At 71.1% G+C, this 22,422-nt stretch carries 17 protein-coding genes and 1 pseudogene; 12 read left to right on the plus strand and 6 right to left on the minus strand.

Annotation, left to right across the window (positions count from 1 at the left end; translation table 11 throughout):
- Nucleotides 1-47: 47 nt before the first annotated feature.
- On the minus strand, nt 48-368 hold the full coding sequence (locus STRNI_RS29725) for a hypothetical protein (RefSeq protein ID WP_277412346.1): 321 nt from the start codon (nt 366-368) through the stop codon (nt 48-50).
- A 556-nt stretch (nt 369-924) separates the two neighbouring features.
- Here STRNI_RS29725 and STRNI_RS29730 point away from each other — a divergent pair.
- From STRNI_RS29730 to STRNI_RS29745, 4 genes and pseudogenes are all read left to right on the plus strand, one after another.
- Nucleotides 925-1,824: an alpha/beta fold hydrolase gene (locus STRNI_RS29730; RefSeq protein ID WP_266449768.1), complete on the plus strand. Its 900-nt coding sequence runs from the start codon at nt 925-927 to the stop codon at nt 1,822-1,824.
- A gap of 321 nt (nt 1,825-2,145) precedes the next feature.
- Nucleotides 2,146-3,507 carry a type I glutamate--ammonia ligase gene (gene glnA, locus STRNI_RS29735; RefSeq protein ID WP_018090204.1) on the plus strand — a complete coding sequence of 454 codons (1,362 nt, stop codon included), beginning with the start codon at nt 2,146-2,148 and terminating at the stop codon, nt 3,505-3,507.
- A gap of 719 nt (nt 3,508-4,226) precedes the next feature.
- Nucleotides 4,227-4,310 (plus strand): annotated as a pseudogene (locus tag STRNI_RS29740) (glutamine synthetase); the annotation flags it as partial.
- A gap of 27 nt (nt 4,311-4,337) precedes the next feature.
- Entirely contained in the window at nt 4,338-7,361 is a 3,024-nt protein-coding gene (locus STRNI_RS29745; protein WP_159488470.1) for a bifunctional [glutamine synthetase] adenylyltransferase/[glutamine synthetase]-adenylyl-L-tyrosine phosphorylase, read from the plus strand.
- A 521-nt stretch (nt 7,362-7,882) separates the two neighbouring features.
- Here STRNI_RS29745 and STRNI_RS29750 read toward each other — a convergent pair.
- The 3 genes from STRNI_RS29750 to STRNI_RS29760 all read right to left on the minus strand — a co-directional run bounded on the left by STRNI_RS29750 (nt 7,883) and on the right by STRNI_RS29760 (nt 11,773).
- A complete protein-coding gene (locus tag STRNI_RS29750) occupies nt 7,883-8,713 on the minus strand; it encodes a phosphatase PAP2 family protein (protein WP_277412347.1) in 831 nt (276 codons plus the stop codon).
- 351 nt (nt 8,714-9,064) lie between these two features.
- The gene (locus tag STRNI_RS29755) at nt 9,065-10,117 is read right to left on the minus strand and encodes a LacI family DNA-binding transcriptional regulator (RefSeq protein ID WP_148589590.1); all 1,053 of its coding nucleotides are present in this window, start codon (nt 10,115-10,117) and stop codon (nt 9,065-9,067) included.
- Nucleotides 10,118-10,141: 24 nt separating this feature from the next.
- Nucleotides 10,142-11,773, minus strand: a complete 1,632-nt coding sequence (locus STRNI_RS29760) for a glycoside hydrolase family 13 protein (protein WP_277412348.1) — start codon at nt 11,771-11,773, stop codon at nt 10,142-10,144.
- A 225-nt stretch (nt 11,774-11,998) separates the two neighbouring features.
- Between STRNI_RS29760 and STRNI_RS29765 the strand changes: the two genes are divergently transcribed.
- The 6 genes from STRNI_RS29765 (at nt 11,999) to STRNI_RS29790 (ending at nt 18,190) form a co-directional block, all read left to right on the plus strand.
- A complete protein-coding gene (locus STRNI_RS29765; RefSeq protein ID WP_018090210.1) occupies nt 11,999-13,276 on the plus strand; it encodes an extracellular solute-binding protein in 1,278 nt (425 codons plus the stop codon).
- A 53-nt stretch (nt 13,277-13,329) separates the two neighbouring features.
- Entirely contained in the window at nt 13,330-14,208 is an 879-nt protein-coding gene (locus STRNI_RS29770) for a carbohydrate ABC transporter permease (protein WP_202444301.1), read from the plus strand.
- 2 nt (nt 14,209-14,210) lie between these two features.
- Complete coding sequence (locus STRNI_RS29775; RefSeq protein ID WP_051104154.1) at nt 14,211-15,071, plus strand: sugar ABC transporter permease; 861 nt, start codon at nt 14,211-14,213, stop codon at nt 15,069-15,071.
- A gap of 1 nt (nt 15,072) precedes the next feature.
- Complete coding sequence (locus STRNI_RS29780) at nt 15,073-16,674, plus strand: glycoside hydrolase family 13 protein (protein ID WP_266448025.1); 1,602 nt, start codon at nt 15,073-15,075, stop codon at nt 16,672-16,674.
- The gene (locus STRNI_RS29785; protein WP_018090214.1) at nt 16,671-17,768 is read left to right on the plus strand and encodes a LacI family DNA-binding transcriptional regulator; all 1,098 of its coding nucleotides are present in this window, start codon (nt 16,671-16,673) and stop codon (nt 17,766-17,768) included. The genes STRNI_RS29780 and STRNI_RS29785 overlap by 4 nt, the downstream gene beginning before the upstream one ends.
- Before the next feature lie 65 nt (nt 17,769-17,833).
- A complete protein-coding gene (locus STRNI_RS29790) occupies nt 17,834-18,190 on the plus strand; it encodes a hypothetical protein (protein ID WP_018090215.1) in 357 nt (118 codons plus the stop codon).
- Nucleotides 18,191-18,251: 61 nt separating this feature from the next.
- Here STRNI_RS29790 and STRNI_RS29795 read toward each other — a convergent pair whose 3' ends face one another.
- Entirely contained in the window at nt 18,252-18,500 is a 249-nt protein-coding gene (locus STRNI_RS29795) for a DUF397 domain-containing protein (protein ID WP_266448028.1), read from the minus strand.
- Between the two features lie 129 nt (nt 18,501-18,629).
- Here STRNI_RS29795 and STRNI_RS29800 point away from each other — a divergent pair, with 129 nt between their 5' ends.
- On the plus strand, nt 18,630-19,013 hold the full coding sequence (locus STRNI_RS29800) for a VOC family protein (RefSeq protein ID WP_159488475.1): 384 nt from the start codon (nt 18,630-18,632) through the stop codon (nt 19,011-19,013).
- A 3-nt stretch (nt 19,014-19,016) separates the two neighbouring features.
- Here the strand turns inward: STRNI_RS29800 and STRNI_RS29805 are convergent, their stop codons facing one another.
- Nucleotides 19,017-19,424: a cupin domain-containing protein gene (locus STRNI_RS29805; RefSeq protein ID WP_277412349.1), complete on the minus strand. Its 408-nt coding sequence runs from the start codon at nt 19,422-19,424 to the stop codon at nt 19,017-19,019.
- A 344-nt stretch (nt 19,425-19,768) separates the two neighbouring features.
- Here STRNI_RS29805 and pulA point away from each other — a divergent pair, with 344 nt between their 5' ends.
- Nucleotides 19,769-22,420 carry a pullulanase-type alpha-1,6-glucosidase gene (pulA, locus tag STRNI_RS29810; protein ID WP_277412350.1) on the plus strand — a complete coding sequence of 884 codons (2,652 nt, stop codon included), beginning with the start codon at nt 19,769-19,771 and terminating at the stop codon, nt 22,418-22,420.
- The last annotated feature ends 2 nt before the right edge of the window (nt 22,421-22,422 follow it).

Below are 22,422 nucleotides of genomic sequence, written 5' to 3' on the forward strand. Positions count from 1 at the left end.
GGCCACTGCCGCGGGCTCCGGTGGGCGTCGGCGGCAGGCGCGCGCTCCTACACGCGCAGTACCGACAGGCGGTCGAGGAGTGTGGGGCGCGGCGGCGCGGATATTGGCCACAGTGCGCGCAGCGGACGGGCGCGCAGGGCCGCGAGCAGGCCGGTCTCCCGGTATCCGGTCAGCAGGCCGGTGCCCAGCAGGGCCAGGAGGGCGAGCGCCCACAGGGAGAGGACGGCACGGCAGACGGTGTGTCCGCCCGCCGGGTGTCCGAAGGCGTGCATGGCGACGGTGCCGACGACGCCGACGATGCCGGAGATCGGTGCCGTGAACAGCAGCAGACGGCCGCACCGAGCGACGGCCTTGCCCTGTTCCCGCATCGCGGACCTCTCGACGGAACGACAAACCGGCGGATTCCGGGGAGGCCGGCACCTCGCAGCCTACCCCCTAGGGGTATAGGCCTCCAGTAGTGGCCCGCCAATGGAGTGCACCGGAGCGGCCGCCGACGCATCCGGCCCTCGGCCCAGCCGTCTGCGGTCCTCCGCGCCGGTGCCACCGCTTAACTTGCCACCACCCGCCTATTCTTGGTCTTTGCGCGCCACCGGCGTGCCCGGCGTTCCGTGCCACCGGCCGGGTCCACCCGATCACCTGGATGTCCGTGACCCCGACCCGCCCTTCGGCCCCGGCCTTCCGCCGGGTGGCCGCCGCCCTGCCGCGGCCCGGCGCGCCCGCGTACACCGCGTGGCTGCCGGAGGCGGCGATCGCACGCCCGGAGCCGCCCGGCGCACGCCCGGGTCCGCCCGCCCCACGCCTCGGTCCGTCCGCCACCCACCCGGACCCGCCCGCCCCACGCCCGGGTCCTTCCGGCATCCGCCCATCCCCGCCCGCCCCACCGCTCTCCCCGCCCCCGCAGCGAGGACAAGGCCAAGGAGACCGATGAGCCGCACCCTCCGCCCCCTCCCCACTCCCGGCCGCTTCCTGCGCGTGGACGGTGTGCCGCTGCACGTCCTGACCGAGGGCCGCGGCCCGGTCTGCGTCCTCAGCGGCGGCCTCGGCATGGCGTGGTTCGACTGGGACGCGGTCGCCGCGCTGCTCGCCCCGCACCGCACCGTCGTCCGCTTCGACCGCCCCGGTCTCGGCCTGAGCGCCCCGGCGCCCGAACCGCCCACCCTCGCCGCCGAGGCCGACCGGATCGTCCACCTCCTGGACGCGCTCGGCCACTTCGGCCCGGCCACCGTCGTCGGCCACTCGCTCGCCGGATTCCACGCCGAGGCGTTCGCCCGGCGGCACCCGGACCGCTGCGCCGGACTCCTCCTGGTCGACGCCAGCATCGAGGACAACCCCCGGCCCCGGCTGCCGCGCGCGCTGCGGACCGCCTGGGCGGGCGGGGTGGCCGGTGCCCTGTCCGCCGCCGGACTGCCCCGCGCCCTGGGCCCCGCCGCCCGCCGGCTGATCGGCCGCGCCTCGACCGTCGGCACCCATCCACCGCACCCCTGGGAACGCGCCGGCTACCGCACCAGCCGGGTCGCGCGGGCCTGCGTCCTGGAGAACACGACCTACCCCTACCAGGCCGCGGAGCTCGCCGCGCTGCGCCCGGACCATCCACTGCCCGCGGTGCCGGTGACCGTCCTCGCGGCCTACGACGGCAGCGAGACGGCGGGACGGCTGCGCTGGCTGGAGCGCCAGCGGGGGCTCGCCGCGGAGCTGGGCGGCCGGTTCGCGGTCGCCGCCCCCGCGGGCCACCTGGTGATGGCCGATGTGCCGGAGTCGGTGGCGCGGGCGGTGCTGGACCTGTCGGGGACGGGGCACGACGCGACGGTGGCGGACCGGCCATAGGGACCCGGCGCACGACGGGCCGGGCGGAGCAAGGGCCCGGCACACCGCGGGCCGGGCGGAGCAAGGGCCCGGCACGCCAATTCCACGTCAACGAACCCCCAGCGAGGGACCAAGGCTGGGCCAAGCCCCCCGATTGACGTCGCCGGCCGCGCTGAGCCCGTGTGCTGCGGGAAGGATGCGAGGTGAGGGTTACGGGACGGCGGTTCTGGTTCAGGCCAAGGGTGCGTAATGTGACGGTAACCCCCTCACGTGATACTGGTGCCACAGCACGTTGTTCCACGTGGCTGGACAGGCCGATTGACCTGCAAGGATTGGTGACCCATGGACAAGCAGCAGGAGTTTGTGCTCCGAACGCTCGAGGAGCGCGACATCCGCTTCGTACGGCTGTGGTTCACCGACGTGCTCGGGTTCCTCAAGTCCGTGGCGGTGGCCCCCGCGGAGCTGGAGCAGGCCTTCGACGAGGGCATCGGCTTCGACGGCTCGGCCATCGAGGGATTCGCACGGGTATACGAATCCGACATGATCGCCAAGCCCGATCCCGGCACCTTCCAGATCCTGCCCTGGCGCGCCGAGGCCCCCGGCACCGCCCGGATGTTCTGCGACATCCTGATGCCGGACGGCTCCCCCTCCTACGCCGACCCGCGCTATGTCCTCAAGCGCATCCTGGCCAAGACCTCGGACCTCGGGTTCACCTTCTACACCCACCCCGAGATCGAGTTCTTCCTGCTCAAGGACAAGCCCGTGGACGGACAGCGGCCGACCCCCGGTGACTCCTCCGGCTACTTCGACCACACCCCGCAGAACGTCGGCATGGACTTCCGCCGCCAGGCGATCACGATGCTGGAGTCGATGGGCATCTCGGTGGAGTTCAGCCACCACGAGGGCGCCCCCGGCCAGCAGGAGATCGACCTGCGCTACGCCGACGCGCTCTCGACCGCCGACAACATCATGACGTTCCGCCTGGTCATGAAGCAGGTCGCGCTGGAGCAGGGCGTGCAGGCCACCTTCATGCCCAAGCCGTTCTCGGAGTACCCGGGCTCCGGTATGCACACCCATCTCTCCCTCTTCGAGGGCGACCGCAACGCCTTCCACGAGTCCGGCTCGGAGTACCAACTCTCCAAGGTCGGCCGCTCGTTCATCGCCGGTCTGCTGCGGCACGCCGGGGAGATCTCCGCCGTCACCAACCAGTGGGTCAACTCCTACAAGCGCATCTGGGGCGGCGCCAACCGCACCGCCGGCGCCGGCGGCGAGGCCCCCTCCTACATCTGCTGGGGCCACAACAACCGCTCCGCGCTGATCCGCGTGCCGATGTACAAGCCCGGCAAGATGGGCTCGACCCGGGTCGAGGTCCGCTCCATCGACTCCGGCGCCAACCCCTATCTGACGTACGCCGTGCTGCTCGCGGCCGGCCTCAAGGGCATCGAGGAGGGCTACGAGCTCCCGGCCGGCGCCGATGACGACGTCTGGGCGCTGTCCGACTCCGAGCGCCGGGCGATGGGCATCGAGCCGCTGCCGCAGAACCTCGGCGAGGCCATCGAGCTGATGGAGCGCAGCGAACTGGTCGCCGAGACCCTCGGCGAGCATGTCTTCGACTTCTTCCTGCGCAACAAGAAGCAGGAGTGGGAGGAGTACCGCTCCGAGGTCACCGCCTTCGAGCTGCGCAAGATGCTGCCGGTGCTGTAGCCGCAGGTCAGCGGGCTGACGCGCGGTGGCTGGGCGACCCGGATCCTCAGGAACCGCTGGCCGGCGGCTGTACCCGTTCGGCTTCCCGGCGGTCCCGACGCCTCATTCCCACGAGGAATGAGGCGGCGCCGACACCAGCGGTGATCAGCCCCCCGATCGCGGTGATGAGCTCAGGCCCTCCCGCCCCCGCCACGGGTACTTGAACGAACTGGGTGACCGTCACGGTGGGGGTGGGGGATCGCCTTGAGCGCGGGCTGTCGCTCCCGGGGGGTGATGGGGTGCCAGGGGACTCGGGTGTGACACCAGGGGACACGGAGGCGGTGGGGTGCGCAGACACCGACGGTGCCTTGCTCGCACGGTGCGAGGTGGAGGTGGCCTCCTCCCCATCGCCGGTCAGAAAGCTGAAGACGGCCGTGGCGAGCAGAGCCACAGCCACTGCCATGAGGGCGGCACCGGACCAGATCAGGGGCCGTCGCCTCATCGGACCGCGCCTTCGGCTGTCCTTCTGCCGCGACTCCATGTCCCGTGCTCCGTCACTCCACCAGGTTGCCGCAGGGATACGGACGGTGCGAGGTGACTGTCACGTCCGTGGACCATCGGTGGAAAAGAAGCCACCCCGCAGCCGCCCACCGAGGCCTGACCAGCGGCAACCGCCCGACTGCTGGTCAGGGGGCATCCCGGTAGAGTCTTGGGAGGTGAGCAAAGGCGTACATCAATCCCTGCGCAACAAGAAGAAGGAGTGGGAGGAGTACCGCTCCGAGGTCACGGCTTTCGAGCTGCGCACGATGCTGCCCGTGCTCTGAGCCACCGCGCCACCGAGAGGCTGCACCATGGCACTTCCCGCTCCGCAGGGACGACGGAGCAGCACCTTCACCCGGCTGCTGAGGCACGGTTTCACCAACCCCTCGGCGGCCGGGGAGCTGCTCGATACCCCTCCGTTCGCGTCCGTACGCGATGACTCGGTGCTGCTGGAGGCGCTGGGCGCCACCGCGGACCCGGACCTCGCCCTGCACAGCCTGGCCCGGCTGGTCGAGGCCCAGGAACCGGACGAGCAGCAGACGCTGCTGAGCACCGTCGCCGCGGCGAAACCGCTGCGCGACCGGCTGCTGGGGGTGCTGGGCGCCTCCGAGGCGCTCGCCGACCACCTCGTACGGCATCCGCGCGACTGGCAGTCGCTGGTCACCTACGAGTCGGTCGACCTGCACCCCACCACCCCCGAGTTCGAGCTGGCGCTCGCCGAGGGAATCTGGGGCGGCGGGAACGCCGAACGGCCCCGCGCCGACGCGCTGCGCACCGCCTACCGCCGCTCGCTGCTGGGCATCGCCGCCCGCGATGTGTGCGGCACGACCGACGTCGCCGAGGCCGCGGCCGAGCTGGCGGACCTGGCCACTGCCACGGTACGGGCCGCCCTGGAGATCAGCTACGAGGAGGCGCCCGGCGACGCCGCGGTGTGCCGGCTGGCCGTCATCGGCATGGGCAAATGCGGCGGCCGGGAGCTGAACTACGTCTCCGACGTCGACGTCATCTTCGTCGCCGAGGCCAAGGAGGGCGTGGACGAGGCCCAGGCGCTGCAGGCCGCGACCCGGCTCGCCGCCCGCATGATGCGCCTGTGCTCGGACAACACCGCCGAGGGCACGATCTGGCCGGTGGACGCCAACCTGCGCCCCGAGGGCCGCAACGGACCGCTGGTGCGCACCCTCTCCAGCCACCTCGCCTACTACCAGCGCTGGGCCAAGACCTGGGAGTTCCAGGCGCTGCTCAAGGCCCGCCCGATGGCCGGTGACCTCCAGCTGGGCCAGGAGTACGTGGACGCGCTGGCGCCCATGGTCTGGGAGGTCGCCGAGCGGGAGAACTTCGTCGCCGATGTGCGCCAGATGCGCCGCCGGGTCGTCGAGAACATCCCCGCGGCCCAGGTCGAGCGGGAGCTCAAGCTCGGCCCCGGCGGACTGCGCGACGTCGAATTCGCCGTCCAGCTGCTCCAGCTCGTCCACGGCCGCAGCGACGCCACCCTGCGCAGCGCCACCACCCTCGACGCCCTCGCGGCGCTGGCCGCCGGCGGCTATGTCGGACGCCAGGACGCCGCGGCCCTGGACGCCGCCTACCGCTTCCTGCGCACGCTGGAACACCGCATCCAGCTCTTCCGGATGCGCCGTACCCATCTGATGCCTGAGGACGAGGGCGAACAGCGGCGCCTGGCACGCTCGTTGGGCCTGCGGACCGAACCGGTCGACACCCTCCGCAAGGAGTGGAAGTGGCACGCCCGGGAAGTGCGCCGGCTGCACGAAAAGCTCTTCTACCGTCCGCTGCTCGATGCCGTCGCCACCCTGGAGCCCGGCGAGGCTCGGCTGTCCGCCAAGGCCGCCGGCCACCGCCTCGAAGCGCTGGGCTACGCCGACCCGGTGGCCGCGCTGCGGCATCTGGAGGCGCTGGCGTCCGGTGTGACCCGTAAGGCCGCCATCCAGCGGACGCTGCTGCCGGTGCTGCTCGCATGGTTCGCGGACTCCGCCGACCCGGACGCCGGACTGCTCAACTTCCGCAAGGTGTCCGACGCGCTCGGCAAGACCCCCTGGTACCTGCGGCTGCTGCGCGACGAGGGCGCCGCCGCCGAGAACCTCGCACGGGTGCTGTCGGCCGGCCGGCTGGCCCCCGATCTGCTGCTGCGCGCCCCCGAGGCGGTCGCCCTGCTCGGCGCCCCCGACGGGCTGCAGCCCCGCGGCCGGGCCGCGCTGGAGCAGGAGGTGCTGGCCGCGGTCGGCCGCGCGGACGGTGCGGAGGCGGCGGTCGCGGCGGCCCGCGGGGTGCGCCGCCGGGAGCTGTTCCGTACGGCCGCCGCGGATGTGATCGGTGCGTACGGCACGGAGTTCAGCCCGGCGGACAACGATCACGGCAACTCCGTCGACGCGGTCGGCTCCGCCGTCTCCGACCTCAATGCCGCCACCCTCGCCGGTGCGCTGCGTGCCGCGGTCCGCCAGCAGTGGGGCGACACCCTGCCCACCCGCTTCGCGGTGATCGGCATGGGCCGGTTCGGCGGCCACGAGCTGAACTACGGCTCGGACGCCGATGTGCTCTTCGTCCACGAACCGCGCGAGGGCGCCGACGAGCAGGAGGCCGCCAAGGCCGCGCACGCCGTCGCCAACGAGATGCGCCGGCTGCTCGAACTCCCCTCCTCCGACCCGCCGTTGCTCATCGACGCGGATCTGCGCCCGGAGGGCAGATCGGGGCCGCTGGTGCGCACGCTCGCCTCGTACGCGGCCTACTACCGGCGCTGGTCGCTGGTGTGGGAGTCGCAGGCGCTGCTGCGGGCCGAACCGGTCGCGGGCGACACCGAGCTGGGCCAGCGGTTCATCGAGCTGATCGACCCGCTGCGCTACCCCGCCGAGGGCCTGGGCGAGGACGCGGTCCGCGAGATCCGCAAGCTCAAGGCCCGTATGGAGGCCGAGCGGCTGCCCCGCGGCGCGGACCCCACCACCCACGCCAAGCTGGGGCGCGGCGGGCTGAGCGATGTCGAGTGGACGGTACAGCTGCTGCAGATGCAGCACGGCTGGGAATTCCCCGGCCTGCGCACCACACGCACCCGCGAGGCACTCGCCGCCGCACACGCCGCCGGCCTGATCGCCACCGAGGACGCCCAGACCCTCGACGAGGCCTGGGTACTGGCGGCGCGCGTGCGCAACGCGGTGATGGTGGTGCGCGCCCGCCCCGGCGACACGTTCCCCGTCGACGGCCGCGAACTGGCGGCGGTAGGCCGCTACCTCGGCTACGAAGAGGGCCACATCGGCGAGATGATCGACGACTACCGCCGCATCACCCGCCGGGCCCGGGGCGTGATGGAGGAAATCTTCTACGGGGCGTGACGCGCTTGGTTGGCCTTCCCACGTTTTCGGCTGTCCCGCCGTGTTTGCTTCTCGCCGTTGCGGGTCCGCTGCGCGGGGCTTGGGCGCGGGTGATTTTTGCGGGTTCCTCGCCGTTGCGCCTGCGGCGGGCGGGTGGGTGTCGGGTGCGGTGACGGGCCTCCGGGGCCTGGTGTGTGGACTGCTTCGCTTTACGTCCACACACCAGGCCCCTCCGGCCCGTCCCCTCCCGTGGGAGGAGTAAGTGACGGTGAGTGGGGGCGGGCGCCCGTAGGCAGTTCACTGCGCTCGACGAGCCGCACCGGACCACCGGCGACCACCCCCACCAAGGTTTTCCCATCCCCCAACGGGAGGGGACGGGCCGGAGCGGGTGGGGGTGTCCGGACGTAAAGCGAAGCAGTCCGGACACCCCCACCCGCGGAGGCCCGTCACCGCACCCCGACAGCCCCGCGCAGCGGACCCGCCCGCCGCCAGGCGCAACGGCGAGAAACCACCACGGCGGGAAAGCCAAAAACGTGGGAAGACTAAGCCACCACCGTGGCTAGTCGATGCGGCAACGCCCCATACCACAGGCACGCCAGCCCGAAGCCGAAGGACAGGCACAGGGCGCCGCCCACCGCGTCCAGCCAGAAGTGGTTGGCGGTGGAGATGATGACCAGCAGGGTGACGGTGGGGTAGAGCAGCCCGAGCAGCCTGCACCAGAGGGGCTTGGCGAGGAGGGCGATGGTGATGCCGCACCACAGTGACCAGCCGATGTGCATCGACGGCATCGCGGCGTACTGGTTGGACATCGAGGCGAGGTTGCCGGACGCCATCGAGCCCCAGGTCCCGTGGTGGACGAGGGTGTCGATGAAGCCGCCGTCCGGCATCAGCCGGGGTGGCGCCAACGGGTAGACGTAGTAGCCGATCAGGGCGATGCCGGTGGTGGCGAACAGGGCCAGCCGGGCGGCGGCATAGCGGCCGGGGTGCCAGCGGTAGAGCCAGACCAGCACGGCGATCGTCACGATGAAGTGCAGTGTCGCGTAGTAGTAGTTCATCGTCACGATCAGCCACGTCACGGAGTCCACCGCGTGGTTGACGGTGCGTTCGACGGCGATGCCCAGGGAGTGCTCCGTCTGCCAGATCCAGTCGGCGTTCTTCAGTGCCTGGATCTTCTGTTCGGGCACGGCGTTGCGGACCACGGAGTAGGTCCAGTAGCTGACCGCGATCAGCAGGATCTCGAACCAGAGCCGGGGGGTGCGGGGAGAACGCAGACGGGCCCATCGCCCTTCGGTCGCCGGGTGGTCCGCGGGCTCCCCCTTGGGCGGCGGGGTGGTCGGCGGGCCGTCCAAAATCCTCGTATTCGCATCACCCATAGGCAGACAGTCTGCCAGAAACGGACGTCTCGCCGATCATCCTTCGGGCGGGTATTCGAGGCCGGGTATCGGACTTGCGGGGGATGGCCGGACCCCGTACTGCCGGGTGATGGAGCCGCCTGTCTTCTTCGGATCACGCCGGCGTCCGAGGAGAAGGAGGAGCTGTGCCTCGCCGGGTATCCGGCGGCATCGGCGGTAGGAGCGGCCTGACCTCGGACGTCCGCGCACGATGCCCACCGCACTGTGCGTGACAAGGAGTTGGAAGAGGCCGACGGCAAGGGCCCCAGGTGGTCGGTCGGGACCGAGGGCGACGCATGGCCGAAGCGCCGCAGCTCGCGCTGCCGACAGGCCCTACGTGGCCCGCAGCGGCTTCGGGATCCTCGCCGTCGTCCGCGGGGCCGAGGCGGTCGAGCCGCGTACCACCAGCTCGGGGTGGAAGACGAACTCGCTGTGGGGGGCCGGGGTGCCGCCGATCTCCTCCAGGAGGGCCCGTACCGCGGCCTGTCCCATGGCCGTCACCGGCTGCCGGATGGTGGTCAGCGGCGGGTCGGTGAAGGCGATGAGCGGGGAGTCGTCGAAGCCGACCACGGAGATCTCGCGGGGGACGTCGAGGCCGCGCTGCCGGGCCGCGCGGATCGCGCCGAGCGCCATCATGTCGCTGGCGCAGACGATGGCCGTGGCGCCCCGCTCGATCAGCGCGCTCGCCGCTGCCTGGCCGCCCTCCAGGGTGTAGAGGGAGTGCTGGATGTACGGCTCCGCCTCGGCCGGGCCGATCTGCAGCCGCTCCTGCATGGCGCGCACAAAGCCCTCGATCTTGCGCTGGACGGGCACGAACCTCTTGGGGCCGAGGGCCAGACCGATCCGCCGGTGGCCCAGCGCGCTGAGGTGGGTGACGGCCAGGTCGACCGCGGCCCGGTCGTCGGGGGAGACGAACGGTGCCTGCACCTTGTCGGAGAAGCCGTTGATGAGGACGAACGGGACGCCCTGGCCGCGCAGCTGCTCATAGCGCTGCATATCGGCGGAGGTGTCGGCGTGCAGCCCGGAGACGAAGATGATGCCGGCCACTCCGCGGTCCACCAGCATCTCGGTCAGCTCGTCCTCCGTGGAGCCGCCCGGCGTCTGGGTCGCCAGGACGGGCGTATAGCCCTGGCGGGTCAGCGCCTGCCCGATGACCTGGGCGAAGGCCGGGAAGATCGGGTTCTCCAGCTCCGGAGTGATCAGCCCGACCAGCCCGGCGCTGCGCTGCCGCAGCCGCACCGGGCGCTCGTAGCCCAGCACGTCGAGGGCGGCCAGCACGGACTGGCGGGTGGTGGCGGAGACACCGGGCTTCCCGTTGAGAACCCGGCTGACGGTGGCCTCGCTGACACCCGCCTGCGCTGCGATGTCGGACAGCCGGGCGGTCATGAGGGGGACTGTACCGTTCGGCTCTCAGATTGCCCACCAGCTGCAGCTGTCGCCGGGGAGCACCGCGGCGGCGCCTTTGCCGGTCACCGGGGCGCTGGCCAGCAGCAGCGCTCCGGGCGGCGGCAGTTCCACCTCGTGACCCAGCGTGTTGACGGCGCACAGCACACCGGCGCGGGTGAAGGCGAGCACCCCGTCGGGCGCGGGGGCCCAGCTCATCTCCCCGTCGCCCAGGCCCGGCAGCCGGCGCCGCAGGGCGAGGGCGGTGCGGTAGAGCTCCAGGGTGGAGGCGGGGTCGCCGGTCTGGGCCTCGACGGTGAGGGCTGCCCAGTCGTCCGGCTGCGGCAGCCAGCTGCCGCCGTCGCCGAAGCCGTACGGCGGCAGCTCGCCGGACCAGGGGAGCGGCACCCGGCAGCCGTCGCGGAAACCGTCCTGGCCGCTGGTGGCGGACGCGCCGGCGGTCCGGCCGCCGCGGAAGAAGGCCGGGTCCTGCCGGGCCTCGTCGGGCAGGTCCGTCACCTCGGGCAGGCCCAGTTCCTCGCCCTGGTAGAGGTAGGCCGAGCCGGGCAGCGCCAGCATCAGGAGGGTGGCGGCGCGGGCGCGGTCCAGGCCGCCGCCGAGGCGGGTGGTGTGCCGTACGACGTCGTGGTTGGACAGCACCCAGGTCGTCGGGGCGCCGACCGAGGTGGTGGCGGCGAGCGAGGTGTCGATGACCGCGCGCAGTGCGTCGGCCTCCCAAGGGGCGTTCAGGAACTGGAAGTTGAAGGCCTGGTGGAGTTCGTCGGGGCGGACGTAGAGGGCGAGGCGTTCGGCGGTGGGGGCCCAGGCCTCGGCGACGCCGACCACCTGCCTGCCGTGGGTGTCGCCGTAGCCGTCCAGCAGACGGCGCCAGGTGCGGTGGATGGCGTGCACCCCGTCCTGGTCGAAGAATGGCAGCACCTGATTGCCGATCAGCTTGGCCTGCTGGCCGTGGCCGATGTCCGGCAGGCCAGGCGCCTTGATCATGCCGTGGGCGACATCGACCCGGAAGCCGTCCACCCCGAGGTCGAGCCAGAAGCGCAGGATGGCCTCGAACTCGGCGTGCACTTCCGGGTTGTCCCAGTTCAGGTCGGGCTGCTCGGGGGCGAAGAGGTGCAGATACCAGTCGCCGCGCTCGGTGCGGGTCCAGGCCGGGCCGCCGAAGACCGACTCCCAGTCGTTGGGCGGGAGTTCGCCGCTCTCCCCTTTGCCGGGGCGGAAGAGGTAGCGCTGCCGGGCGAGCTCGGGGTCCTGGAACCACGGGTGCCGGTCGGAGGTGTGGTTGGGGACGATGTCGACGATCACCCGCAGGCCCAGGTCATGGGCGGTGCGGATCAGGTCGTCGGCGTCCTGGAGGCTGCCGAAGAGCGGGTCGACGGCGCGGTAGTCGGCGACGTCGTAGCCGCCGTCGGCCTGCGGTGAGGCATAGAACGGGGTGAGCCAGACGGCGTCCACCCCCAGGTCCTTGAGGTACGGCAGCCGGGCGCGGGCGCCGCGCAGATCGCCGATGCCGTCGCCGTCGCTGTCCGAGAACGAGCGCACGTACACCTGGTAGATGACGGCGTCGCGCCACCACCCCGGACCTCGGCCCGTTCCGGGGGCCTGGGGGGCGGGGCTGGGGGAAGTGAGCTCCTGGGTCATCTGCCGTCCCTGTCGAGATCAAGAGGCGTCGGGTGCCTTCACGGAATCAACGCTCGGGCGGGCGCGGGGTGACGGTGCCGAGGGCGCCCGGAGGGTCCCGTTCCAGCCAACTCGTTGCAATTCGTTCCCATGGTCTTGCAGAAATTTGCCGCAAGGTCTTTCGGTTTGTTTTCAGCGCTGTTACGTTCCTGACCGCCATCTGAGGCATTTCCCTAAGGAGTTCACATGCGGCGTGGCATACGGGGCGCAACGGCCACCGCGCTGGTAGCGGGCCTGGCACTGGCAGCGACAGCGTGCGGCGGAGGCGACAGCGGCGACGGCGGCAACAGCGGGGGTGAACTGTCCGGAACCGTTACCTTCTGGGACACCTCCAACGACGCCGAGAAGGCGACGTACCGCAAACTTGCCGAAGGTTTCCAGAAGCAGCACCCCAAGGTCCGCGTCAAGTATGTGAACGTGCCCTTCGGCGATGCCAACGCCAAGTTCAAGAATGCGGCCGGCGGCAACTCCGGCGCCCCCGACGTGATGCGCACCGAGGTCGCCTGGGTCGCCGACTTCGCCAACCTCGGCTACCTCGCGCCGCTCGACGGCACCCCCGCCCTCGACACGACCGACGACTACCTCCCGCAGGCCGTCGGCTCGACGAAGTTCAAGGGCAAGACCTACGCCGCACCCCAGGTCATCGACACCCTCGGCCTCTTCTACAACAAGAAGCTCCTCAAGGACGCCGGCGTCGAGGTGCCCAAGACCTTCGAAGAGCTGTCCAAGGCCGCCAAGAAGATCAAGGCCAAGACCGGCGCCACCGCCCTCTATCTGCGCGGCGATGACCCCTACTGGTTCCTGCCCTACCTCTACGGCGAGGGCGGCGACATGGTCAACGCCCGCGACAAGGTCGTGGAGATCGACGACGGCGCCGGCGTCAAGGCGTTCAAGACGATCAAGGACCTGGTGGACTCCAAGGCCGCGGTCACCGACGCCACCGACGGCCAGGAGAACCAGCTCAAGGCCCTCAAGGACGGCGATGTCGCGATGGCCGTCGACGGCCCCTGGGACATCGAAGGAGCCCGCGCCGGCAAGGCCTTCAAGGACAAGAAGAACCTCGGCGTCGCCCCCGTCCCCGGCGGCAGCAGCGCCCAGGGCTCCCCGCAGGGCGGCTGGAACCTCTCCGTCTACGCCGGCAGCAAGAACTTGCAGGCCTCCTACGCCTTCGTGAAGTACATGAGCTCGGCCAAGGTCCAGCAGGAGACCAACGAGAAGCTCAGCCTGCTGCCCACCCGCAAGTCCGTGTACGACGTGCCGGCCGTCAAGAACAACGAGATGGTCAAGTTCTTCAAGCCCGCCGTCGACGGTGCCGTCCAGCGCCCCTGGATCGCCGAGGGCAACTCGCTCTTCGAGCCGGTCAAGGTCCAGATGAACAAGGTGCTCACCGGCGCCGCCACGCCCGAGCAGGCCGCCGAGGCGACCGGCAACGCCTACCGGAAGCTGCTCAAGGACTACAAGTGACCTTTGCTGTACGGGTGCGCCGGGCGCTGGGCACCCACTGGTACGCATGGACGATGGTCGCCCCGGTGGTACTCGTCATCGGGGTGATCATCGGCTATCCGCTGGTGCGCGGCGTCTTCCTCTCGCTCACGGACGCCAATGAGGCCAACGTCGAGCGGAACATCGGCGTCAACCACCTCCCCGCCACCTACAAGTTCACCGGCCTGGACAACTACCGGGCGGTCCTCTCCGACGGCGTCTTCTGGGACCGCCTCGGCTGGACCGTCCTGTGGACCGTCGGCTGTGTCTCACTCACCTTCCTGACCGGCCTCGCGCTGGCGAACATGCTCAACCGCACCCTGCGCGGCCGCACCTTCTACCGCCTCGCGCTGATCCTCCCGTGGGCCATCCCCGCCTTCATCTCGGTCTTCACCTGGCGGATGCTCTACAACGAGAAGAACGGCATCCTCAACAAGCTGCTGGCCGGCGGCGGTATCGACGCGGTCCCGTGGCTCAACGACCCGACCTGGGCCAAGCTCTCGGTCATCGCCGTCAACGTCTGGCTCGGCGTGCCCTTCATGCTCGTCGCGCTGCTCGGCGGACTGCAGTCCATACCGGGCGAGCTCTACGAGGCCGCGGAGATGGACGGCGCCAGTGCCTGGCAGCGCTTCCGCCACATCACCGTGCCGGGGCTGCGGTCCGTCAGCAGCACCGTCATCCTGCTCTCCACCATCTGGACCTTCAACATGTTCCCGGTGATCTTCCTGCTCACCCGGGGCGGCCCCGGCGACGCCACCGAGATCCTGGTGACCTACGCCTACCGGCTCTCCTTCATCGACAGCCCCCGCAACTTCTCCGAGTCCGCGGCCTGGGGCGTCCTGATCCTGGTCCTGCTCTCGGTCGTCGCGGTCGTCTACCGCCGGGCGCTGCGCAAGCAGGGAGAGGTGTGGTGACCATGACCCGCACGCACCCGGCCCGTCGGGCCCGTAAGCGCAACCAGCGGTCCCGGCCGGCCTCCATCGGACTGCACGCCGGACTGGCCGTCGCGGCCGTACTGGCGGTCTTCCCGCCCCTGTGGCTGCTGGTGACGTCCTTCAAGCCGAAGAACGACGCCTTCTCCACCGGCCTGGTCACCCACTTCACCTTCGCCAACTACACCCATGTGCTGGCCGACACCGAGTTCCTGACCTGGTTCAAGAACTCCGTGATCATCGTCGGGCTGACCACCGTCCTCGGGGTCTTCATCGCCGCCACCACCGGCTACGCCGTCAGCCGCTTCCGCTTCCCCGGGATGCGCCCGCTGATGTGGCTGCTGCTGATCACCCAGATGTTCCCGGTCGCGGTCCTGATCGTGCCGCTCTACAACCTCCTGGCGAGCCTCGGCCTCCTCAACCAGCCCGCGGGCCTGGTCATCACGTATCTGACCATCGCCGTCCCGTTCTGCGCCTGGATGATGAAGGGCTTCTTCGACACCATCCCGGTGGAGATCGACGAAGCCGGCCGGGTCGACGGCCTCAACCCCTTCGGCACCTTCTGGCGGCTCGTCCTGCCACTGGCCCGCCCCGGCCTCGCCGTCACCGGCTTCTACACCTTCGTCACCGCCTGGGCCGAGGTCGCCTACGCCTCCGCGTTCATGACCGGCGAGGAGAACCTGACGCTCGCGGGCGGCCTGCAGACCTTCGTCAACCAGTACACCAACGACTGGGGTTCGATGACCGCCGCCGCCGTGATCATCGCCGTCCCGGCCGCACTCGTCTTCGCCTTCGCCCAGCGCCACCTCGTAGCCGGACTGACCGCCGGCACCACCAAGGGTTGAAATGACTCCACAGCACAACGTCACCCCTGAGAACGTCACTCCTGCCACCGACTGGTGGCGCGACGCGGTGATCTACCAGGTCTATCCGCGCAGCTTCGCCGACGCCAACGGTGACGGCATGGGGGATCTGGCCGGCGTCCGCAGCCGGCTGCCGTACCTGCGTGACCTGGGCGTGGACGCCGTCTGGCTCAGCCCCTTCTATGCCTCCCCGCAGGCCGACGCCGGCTACGACGTCGCCGATTACCGCGCCATCGACCCGATGTTCGGCACCCTGCCCGACGCCGAGGCCGTCATCCGCGAGGCCCATCGGCTGGATCTGCGCATCATCGTCGACCTCGTCCCCAACCACTGCTCCGACCAGCACGAATGGTTCCGCCGCGGACTGGCGGAGGGCCCGGGTTCGGTACTGCGCGAGCGCTTCCACTTCCGCAAGGGACGGGGCCAGAACGGCGAGGAGCCGCCCAACGACTGGGAGTCCCTCTTCGGCGGCCCGGCCTGGACCCGGGTCCCCGACGGCGAGTGGTACCTCCACCTCTTCGCCCCCGAACAGCCCGACTTCAACTGGGACCACCCCGCCGTCCAGGACGAGTTCCGCTCGATCCTGCGCTTCTGGCTGGACCTGGGCGTGGACGGCTTCCGGGTGGATGTGGCCCACGGCCTGGTCAAGGCGCCCGGCCTGCCCGACATGGGCCGGGGCGAGCAGCTGAAACTGCTCGGCAACCAGGTCCTGCCGTTCTTCGACCAGGACGGCGTCCACGCCATCTACCGCTCCTGGCGCACCGTCCTCGACGAGTACGCGGGCGAGCGGATCGCGGTCGCCGAGGCCTGGACCCCCAGCGCCGACCGCACCGCCCTCTACCTCCGCCCCGACGAGCTCCACCAGGCCTTCAACTTCCACTACCTGGACACGGGGTGGGACGCGGCGGCGCTCCGCGAGGCGATCGACTCCTCCCTCGACGCCATGCGCCCGGTGGCCGCCCCGACGACCTGGGTGCTGTCCAACCACGACGTCGTACGCCACCGCTCCCGCCTCGGCGGCGACCTGGACCGCGCCCGCGCCGCCACCCTCCTGATGCTGGCGCTGCCCGGCTCCGCCTACCTCTACCAGGGCGAGGAACTGGGCCTGCCCGAGGTCACCGACCTCCCCGACGAGGTCCGCCAGGACCCCTCCTTCTTCCGGGACGCCGGCCAGGAGGGCCTGCGCGACGGCTGCCGGGTCCCGCTCCCGTGGAGCGGCGACGCACCCCCGTACGGCTTCGGCGACGGCGGCAGCTGGCTTCCGCAGCCGGACGACTGGGCCGCCCTCACCGTCGAGGCCCAGACCGGCGACCCCTCCTCCACCCTGGAGCTCTACCGCACCGCCCTCACCCTGCGGCGCGCCCACCCCGGCCTGGGCGCGGGCGACGCGGTCGAGTGGCTGGACGCCCCCGACGGCGTCCTGTCCTTCCGCCGCCCCGGCGGCCTGATCTGCACGGTCAACACGACCGGGTCCCCGGCCCGGCTGCCCGTCCCCGGCCGGCTTCTGCTCGCCTCCCGCCAACTGAACACATCCGAGGGGGACTTCGACCTGCCCGCCGACACCACCGTCTGGTGGGAGGAGTGACCCTGCCCGATCCCGGCGGCACCCCGGCCACTCCCCGGCTCTCCGACATCGCCGCCCAGGCGGACGTCAGCGAGGCGACCGTCAGCCGGGTCCTGAACGGCAAGGCGGGCGTGGCGGCGAGCACCCGGCAGCGGGTGCTCGCCGCGCTCGACGTCCTCGGCTACGAACGTCCCGTACGGCTGCGCCGCCGCAGCGCCGGGCTGGTCGGCCTCGTCATCCCCGAACTGACCAACCCGATCTTCCCCGCCTTCGCCCAGATCATCGAGCAGTCCCTGGCCGGCCACGGCTACACCCCGGTGCTGTGCACCCAGATGCCGGGCGGAGCCACCGAGGACGAACTCGTCGAGCAGCTGGAGGAACGCGGCGTCACCGGCATCGTCTTCCTCTCCGGTCTGCACGCCGACACCCGTGCCGACCCGTCCCGCTACGCCCGACTGGTCTCGCGCGGCGTCCCGTTCGTCCTCATCAACGGCTACAACGCGCGCATCGACGCGCCGTTCGTCTCACCCGACGACGGCGCGGCGGCCCGGATGGCCGTGCGCCACCTGGCCGAGCTGGGGCACGAGCGGATCGGGCTGGCCGTCGGCCCGGCCCGCTATGTGCCCTCCCGCCGCAAGGCCGAAGGCTTCGTGGCGGCCCTGGAGGAGTCGTTCGGCCTGTCGAGGGGGCAGGCCGAACGGCGCGTCCAGCACACCCTGTTCAGCGTCGAGGGCGGCCACGCGGCAGCCGCGGCACTGCTCGACGACGGCTGCACCGGCGTCGTCTGCGGCAGCGACCTGATGGCACTGGGCGTCGTCCGCGCGGCCCGCCAGCGCGGCCTGGCCGTCCCGGGCGACGTCTCGGTCGTCGGCTTCGACGACTCCCAGCTGATCGCCTTCACCGACCCGCCCCTGACCACGGTGCGCCAGCCGGTGCAGTCGATGGCGACGGCGGCGGTGGGGGCGTTGATCGAGGAGATCCACGAACGCGCCCAGGGACGTCAAACCCCGCCGCAGCGCACCGAGTTCGTCTTCCGGCCGGAGCTGGTGGTACGGGGGTCGACGGGGCCCCTGCGACCTGGTGCCGATAACGGGCGGGCACCGGCCGATAGGTGAAACATAACCCCGGTACCTAGCGTCCCATTCCGTACGGGTTGTCATTCCGGAAGGAAGAGAACGACGTGAACATGCGCAGGAACGCGGGACGCACGCTGGCCATGGGCGCCATGGCCGCTTCCCTTCTGATCCTGGGAACGGGCGGCGCACACGCCGCGACCGGCACCCTGGAATTCTCCGGGAACGGTGAGCGGACGCTGACCAACCCCAAGGACGGGGCTTGCTACTACGTCGGCAAGGAAACGCCGCCGTGGGGCTCGGTCGGCTACCGGAGAATCACCAACCACACCGACAAGAAGGTGACCTGGTACACCGCGGACGACTGCAAGGGAGACGGCTCGACCGTCGCCCCCGGGAAGACCTCGGAGGCCAGTGGCACCTGGTGGCCGTTGGTCAACATCCGGTACGTCAAGATCGGCTGACGCGGGGGGCCGGGGCCGCGGGCGGCGTACCGCCCTGGCCCCGGCGCCACGGTGCCCGGCGTCAGGCCAGCGCGACGGCGTACCCGACAAACGCCGCCCAGGCCCCGGCGGGCACCGCGAGCTGCGGACCGGCCTTGTCCTTGGAGTCGCGGATGTGGATGGTGGTGGGGGAGGTGGCGATCTCGATGCAGCTGTCGCCATCGCCGCCGCTGTAGCTGGACTTGTGCCAGGAGAGGGCGACTTCTAGGCAGTCGTCGCCCTGCGAGCCGCTGTAGCTGCTTTTGAACCAGGCCAGTTCATCGGTGCTCATAGCGCTCCTCGAATTCGCTTCAACAGGCCCACGGAGTCTTCGGGCCTGAGGGCCTGTGACGAGAGTGCTGCCGACGTCTCGTCGCAATGTGGTGGCCGACCGGGCGTTGCTCGGGGCAGGATCATGCGCATGGTCTCGGTGGTGCAGAACGTAGCGATCGACTGTGCGGATGCCTATGAGCTGGCCCGGTTTTGGAGCGAGGTGCTCGGCTGTCCGCTGCATCCGGAGGACAGGCCGGGTGCAGCGGAGACCGAGGTGATGCTGCCGGAGGGGCCGGTGCTGTACTTCAACCGGGTGCCGGAACCGAAGACGGTCAAGAACAGGATCCACCTCTGCCTGCGCCCAAAGACCTCGCGCGAGGAGGAGGTCGAGAGGCTGCTCGGCCTCGGTGCCACCCTGGTCACCGATCGCCGGGAGAGCGACGGCGCGGGCTGGGCCGTCCTCGCGGACCCTGAAGGCAATGAATTCTGCGTTCTCCGCAGCGAGTCCGACCGGGCTGCCATGCCGTCTTGAGGCTCACCCCGAATGGCCGGTGCCCTGCAGCGCTTGGTCAGCCGGGGAGGGGGCCGGCGGTCCGGCCCCCTGAAGGCCGTCGGCCGCAAGGGGCCCGTCGATCCCAGACCTCTCGGGTACTTCCACGATCACCAAGGTGCCCCGGCTCCCCGGGCGAACGGCATGCCGGACGCCCGCCTTCACCACGTACATCTCGCCCGGCCCCACTGTCACCTCGGCATCCTCCACGCTCAGTTCCAGCCTGCCGTCGAGTACGAGCAGAACTTCGGCGGTGCCGTGTGCTTCCTCCTCAACCGGCAGTTCATCCATCCGCAGCACCTTGACGCAGGCCGTCCCCACCTCACCCAGTGGACGAGAGCTCCAGGCGTCCGGCAGCGCGGCCGCGGCCCGGAACAGGTTGACCACACTCATGACATGCCTCCCGGCGGGCCTCTCCGGTCATGCCTGGAGAAGTCCGCACATCGCGATCAACAAAGGATGTCGGGACGCTATCCGGTTCGGGGCAGCGGCTGGTCGACCGTTGGGCAAAACCTCGCACCGTGCTCGACAGGTATCCAGCGAAGGGTTCGGAACGGGTGGCCGGCGCGGCCTGTTGGGGGTCTCTTCTGGACGCCGCCCCGGCCGGCCGTGCGCGTGGGTCCGTGTCAGGACGGGCCTCCGCCCGGCCGGAGCGGCTCCTGCGGGAACGTAGCACCCTTGCATGTTCTTGCGTAAGGTCTTGCATCGATGCGTCGGCGCGGATAGAACCATGACCCATGCCCTCCACCACCCGCCGGTCCCGCCGGTTCCGCCGGCGCTTGGCCGCCATGGTCGCCCTGGTCCTCGGTACGGCGACCCTGCTGGTCTCGTCCCCGCAGCAACCGGCTCAGGCGGCGCCGCCCCCTCCGGACAAGGCTCTGGCCCACTGGATCGACCGCGACACCGTCATCTGGAAGGGCGCCGAACGCTCCGCCGCCCAGCTGGAGTTCGGGGCTGGCGGTACCCGTATCCGGCTTGCGCCGGGGGCCCTCACTCCGGCCGAGCGGGCCGCCTACCCTCACCTGGCCTCGTACCCGGCCTTCACCGTTGACCCCCGCGACCGCCATCTGGCTCCCGACGCCCTGCGTGGCAAGCTCCTGGCAGCCCAGCGCACGGCGGACGGGCGGCGCGCCACCACCGGCGTCCAGATACCCGGCGTTCTGGACGACCTCTACGGGGCCCGTGCCCAACATGCCCCGCTGGGGCCGGTGTTCGGCCGCGACGGCCGGCCCGCCCTGTCCGTCTGGGCGCCCACCGCCCGCACCGTCGCCCTGGAACTCGACGGCCGTACGGTCCCGATGCGGCGCGACGACCGCACCGGAGTCTGGCGGGTCCAGGGGGCGCGCGACTGGGCCGGAAAGCCGTACCGCTACCTCGTCACGGTCTGGGCGCCCAGCGTGGGCAAGACCGTCACCAACAAGGTCACCGACCCCTACTCCACCGCGCTGACCGCGGACTCGGCCCGCAGCCTCGTCACCGATCTCGACGACCCGGAGCTCGCTCCGGACGGCTGGGCACGGCTGACGAAGCCCGCCGCGGTGCCGCTGCGCCGGGCCCGTATCCAGGAGCTGCACGTCCGCGACTTCTCCGTCGAGGACCGCACCTCCGGCCACCCGGGGCAGTACCTCGCCTTCACCGACCGGCGCTCGGACGGGATGCGGCATCTGCGCTCCCTCGCCCGGTCCGGTACCTCCTACGTCCACCTGCTGCCCGCCTTCGACTTCGCCACCACCCCCGAGCGGCCCGCCGACCAGTCCCGCCCCGGCTGCGATCTCGCCTCGTACGCCCCCGACTCCGACCGCCAGCAGGACTGCGTCGGGAAGACCGCCGCCCGCGACGCCTACAACTGGGGCTACGACCCGCTGCACTACACCGTCCCCGAGGGGTCCTACGCCTCCGACCCGGAGGGCACGGCCCGCACCGTCGAGTTCCGGCGCATGGTCCAGGGCCTCAACCGCGCCGGGCTGCGCACCGTCATGGACGTCGTCTACAACCACACCGCCGCCGACGGCCAGGACCCGCACTCCGTACTGGACCGCATCGTCCCCGGCTACTACCAGCGGCTGCTCGACGACGGCGGGGTGGCCACCTCCACCTGCTGTTCCGGCACCGCGCCCGAACACACCATGATGGGCAAGCTCGTCGTCGACTCGGTCGTCACCTGGGCCAAGGAGTACAAGGTCGACGGTTTCCGCTTCGACCTCATGGGCCACCATCCCAAGGCCAATATCCTCGCTGTCAGGAAGGCCCTCGACGCGCTGACCCCGGAAAAGGACGGCGTTGACGGCAAGAAGATCATCCTCTACGGCGAGGGCTGGAACTTCGGCGAGGCCGCGAACGACGCCCGCTTCGTCCAGGCTACCCAGCGGAACATGGCCGGCACCGGTATCGCCACCTTCAGCGACCGGGCCCGGGACGCGGTGCGCGGCGGCGGCCCCTTCGACGCCGACCCCCGCGTCCAGGGCTTCGCCTCGGGCCTGTACACCGACCCCAACTCATCGGCCGGGAACGGCACTCCGGCCGAGCAGCGCGCCCGCCTCCTCCACTACCAGGATCTCCTCAAGGTCGGTCTCACCGGCAACCTCGCCGACTACACCTTCACCGACACCACCGGCCGCCGCGTCAAGGGCTCCGAGGTCGACTACAACGGCGCTCCGGCCGGCTACGCCGCCGCCCCCGGTGACGCGCTCGCCTACGCCGACGCCCACGACAACGAAACCCTCTACGACGCGCTCGCCTACAAACTCCCGCCGCACACCGGCGCCGCCGACCGCGGCCGTATGCAGGTCCTGGCCCTCGCCACCGCGGCCCTCTCGCAAGGCCCCGCGCTCTCCCAGGCGGGCTCCGACCTCCTCCGCTCCAAGTCCCTGGACCGCAACTCCTTCGACAGCGGCGACTGGTACAACGCCCTGCACTGGAACTGCGCCGACGGCAACGGCTTCGGCCGCGGCCTGCCCCCGGCCGCCGACAACAAGGACAAGTGGCCCTACGCCCGGCCCCTGCTGGCCGACCCCGCACTCTGGCCCGGCTGCGACACGCTCCACAGCACGTCGGCCGCCTACCGCGACCTGCTCCGCATCCACGCCACCGAACCGGCCTTCGGCCTGTCCAGCACCGCCGCGGTCCAGTCGCAGCTCTCCTTCCCCCTCTCCGGTAAGGACGAGACCCCCGGCGTGATCACCATGCGCCTCGGCAACCTCGTCGTCGTCCTCAACGCCACCCCGTCCCCACAGCACCAGACCGTCCGCGACCTCGCGGGCGCCCCCTACGCCCTGCACCCCGTCCAGGCCCGGGGCACGGACCGCACCACCGCCACCGCGTCCTACGCACCCGCCTCGGGCACCTTCACGGTCCCGGCCCGCACGGTGGCGGTCTTCCGCCGGGGCTGAGC

The organism is Streptomyces nigrescens, assembly GCF_027626975.1.
Taxonomy (GTDB): Bacteria; Actinomycetota; Actinomycetes; order Streptomycetales; family Streptomycetaceae; genus Streptomyces; species Streptomyces nigrescens.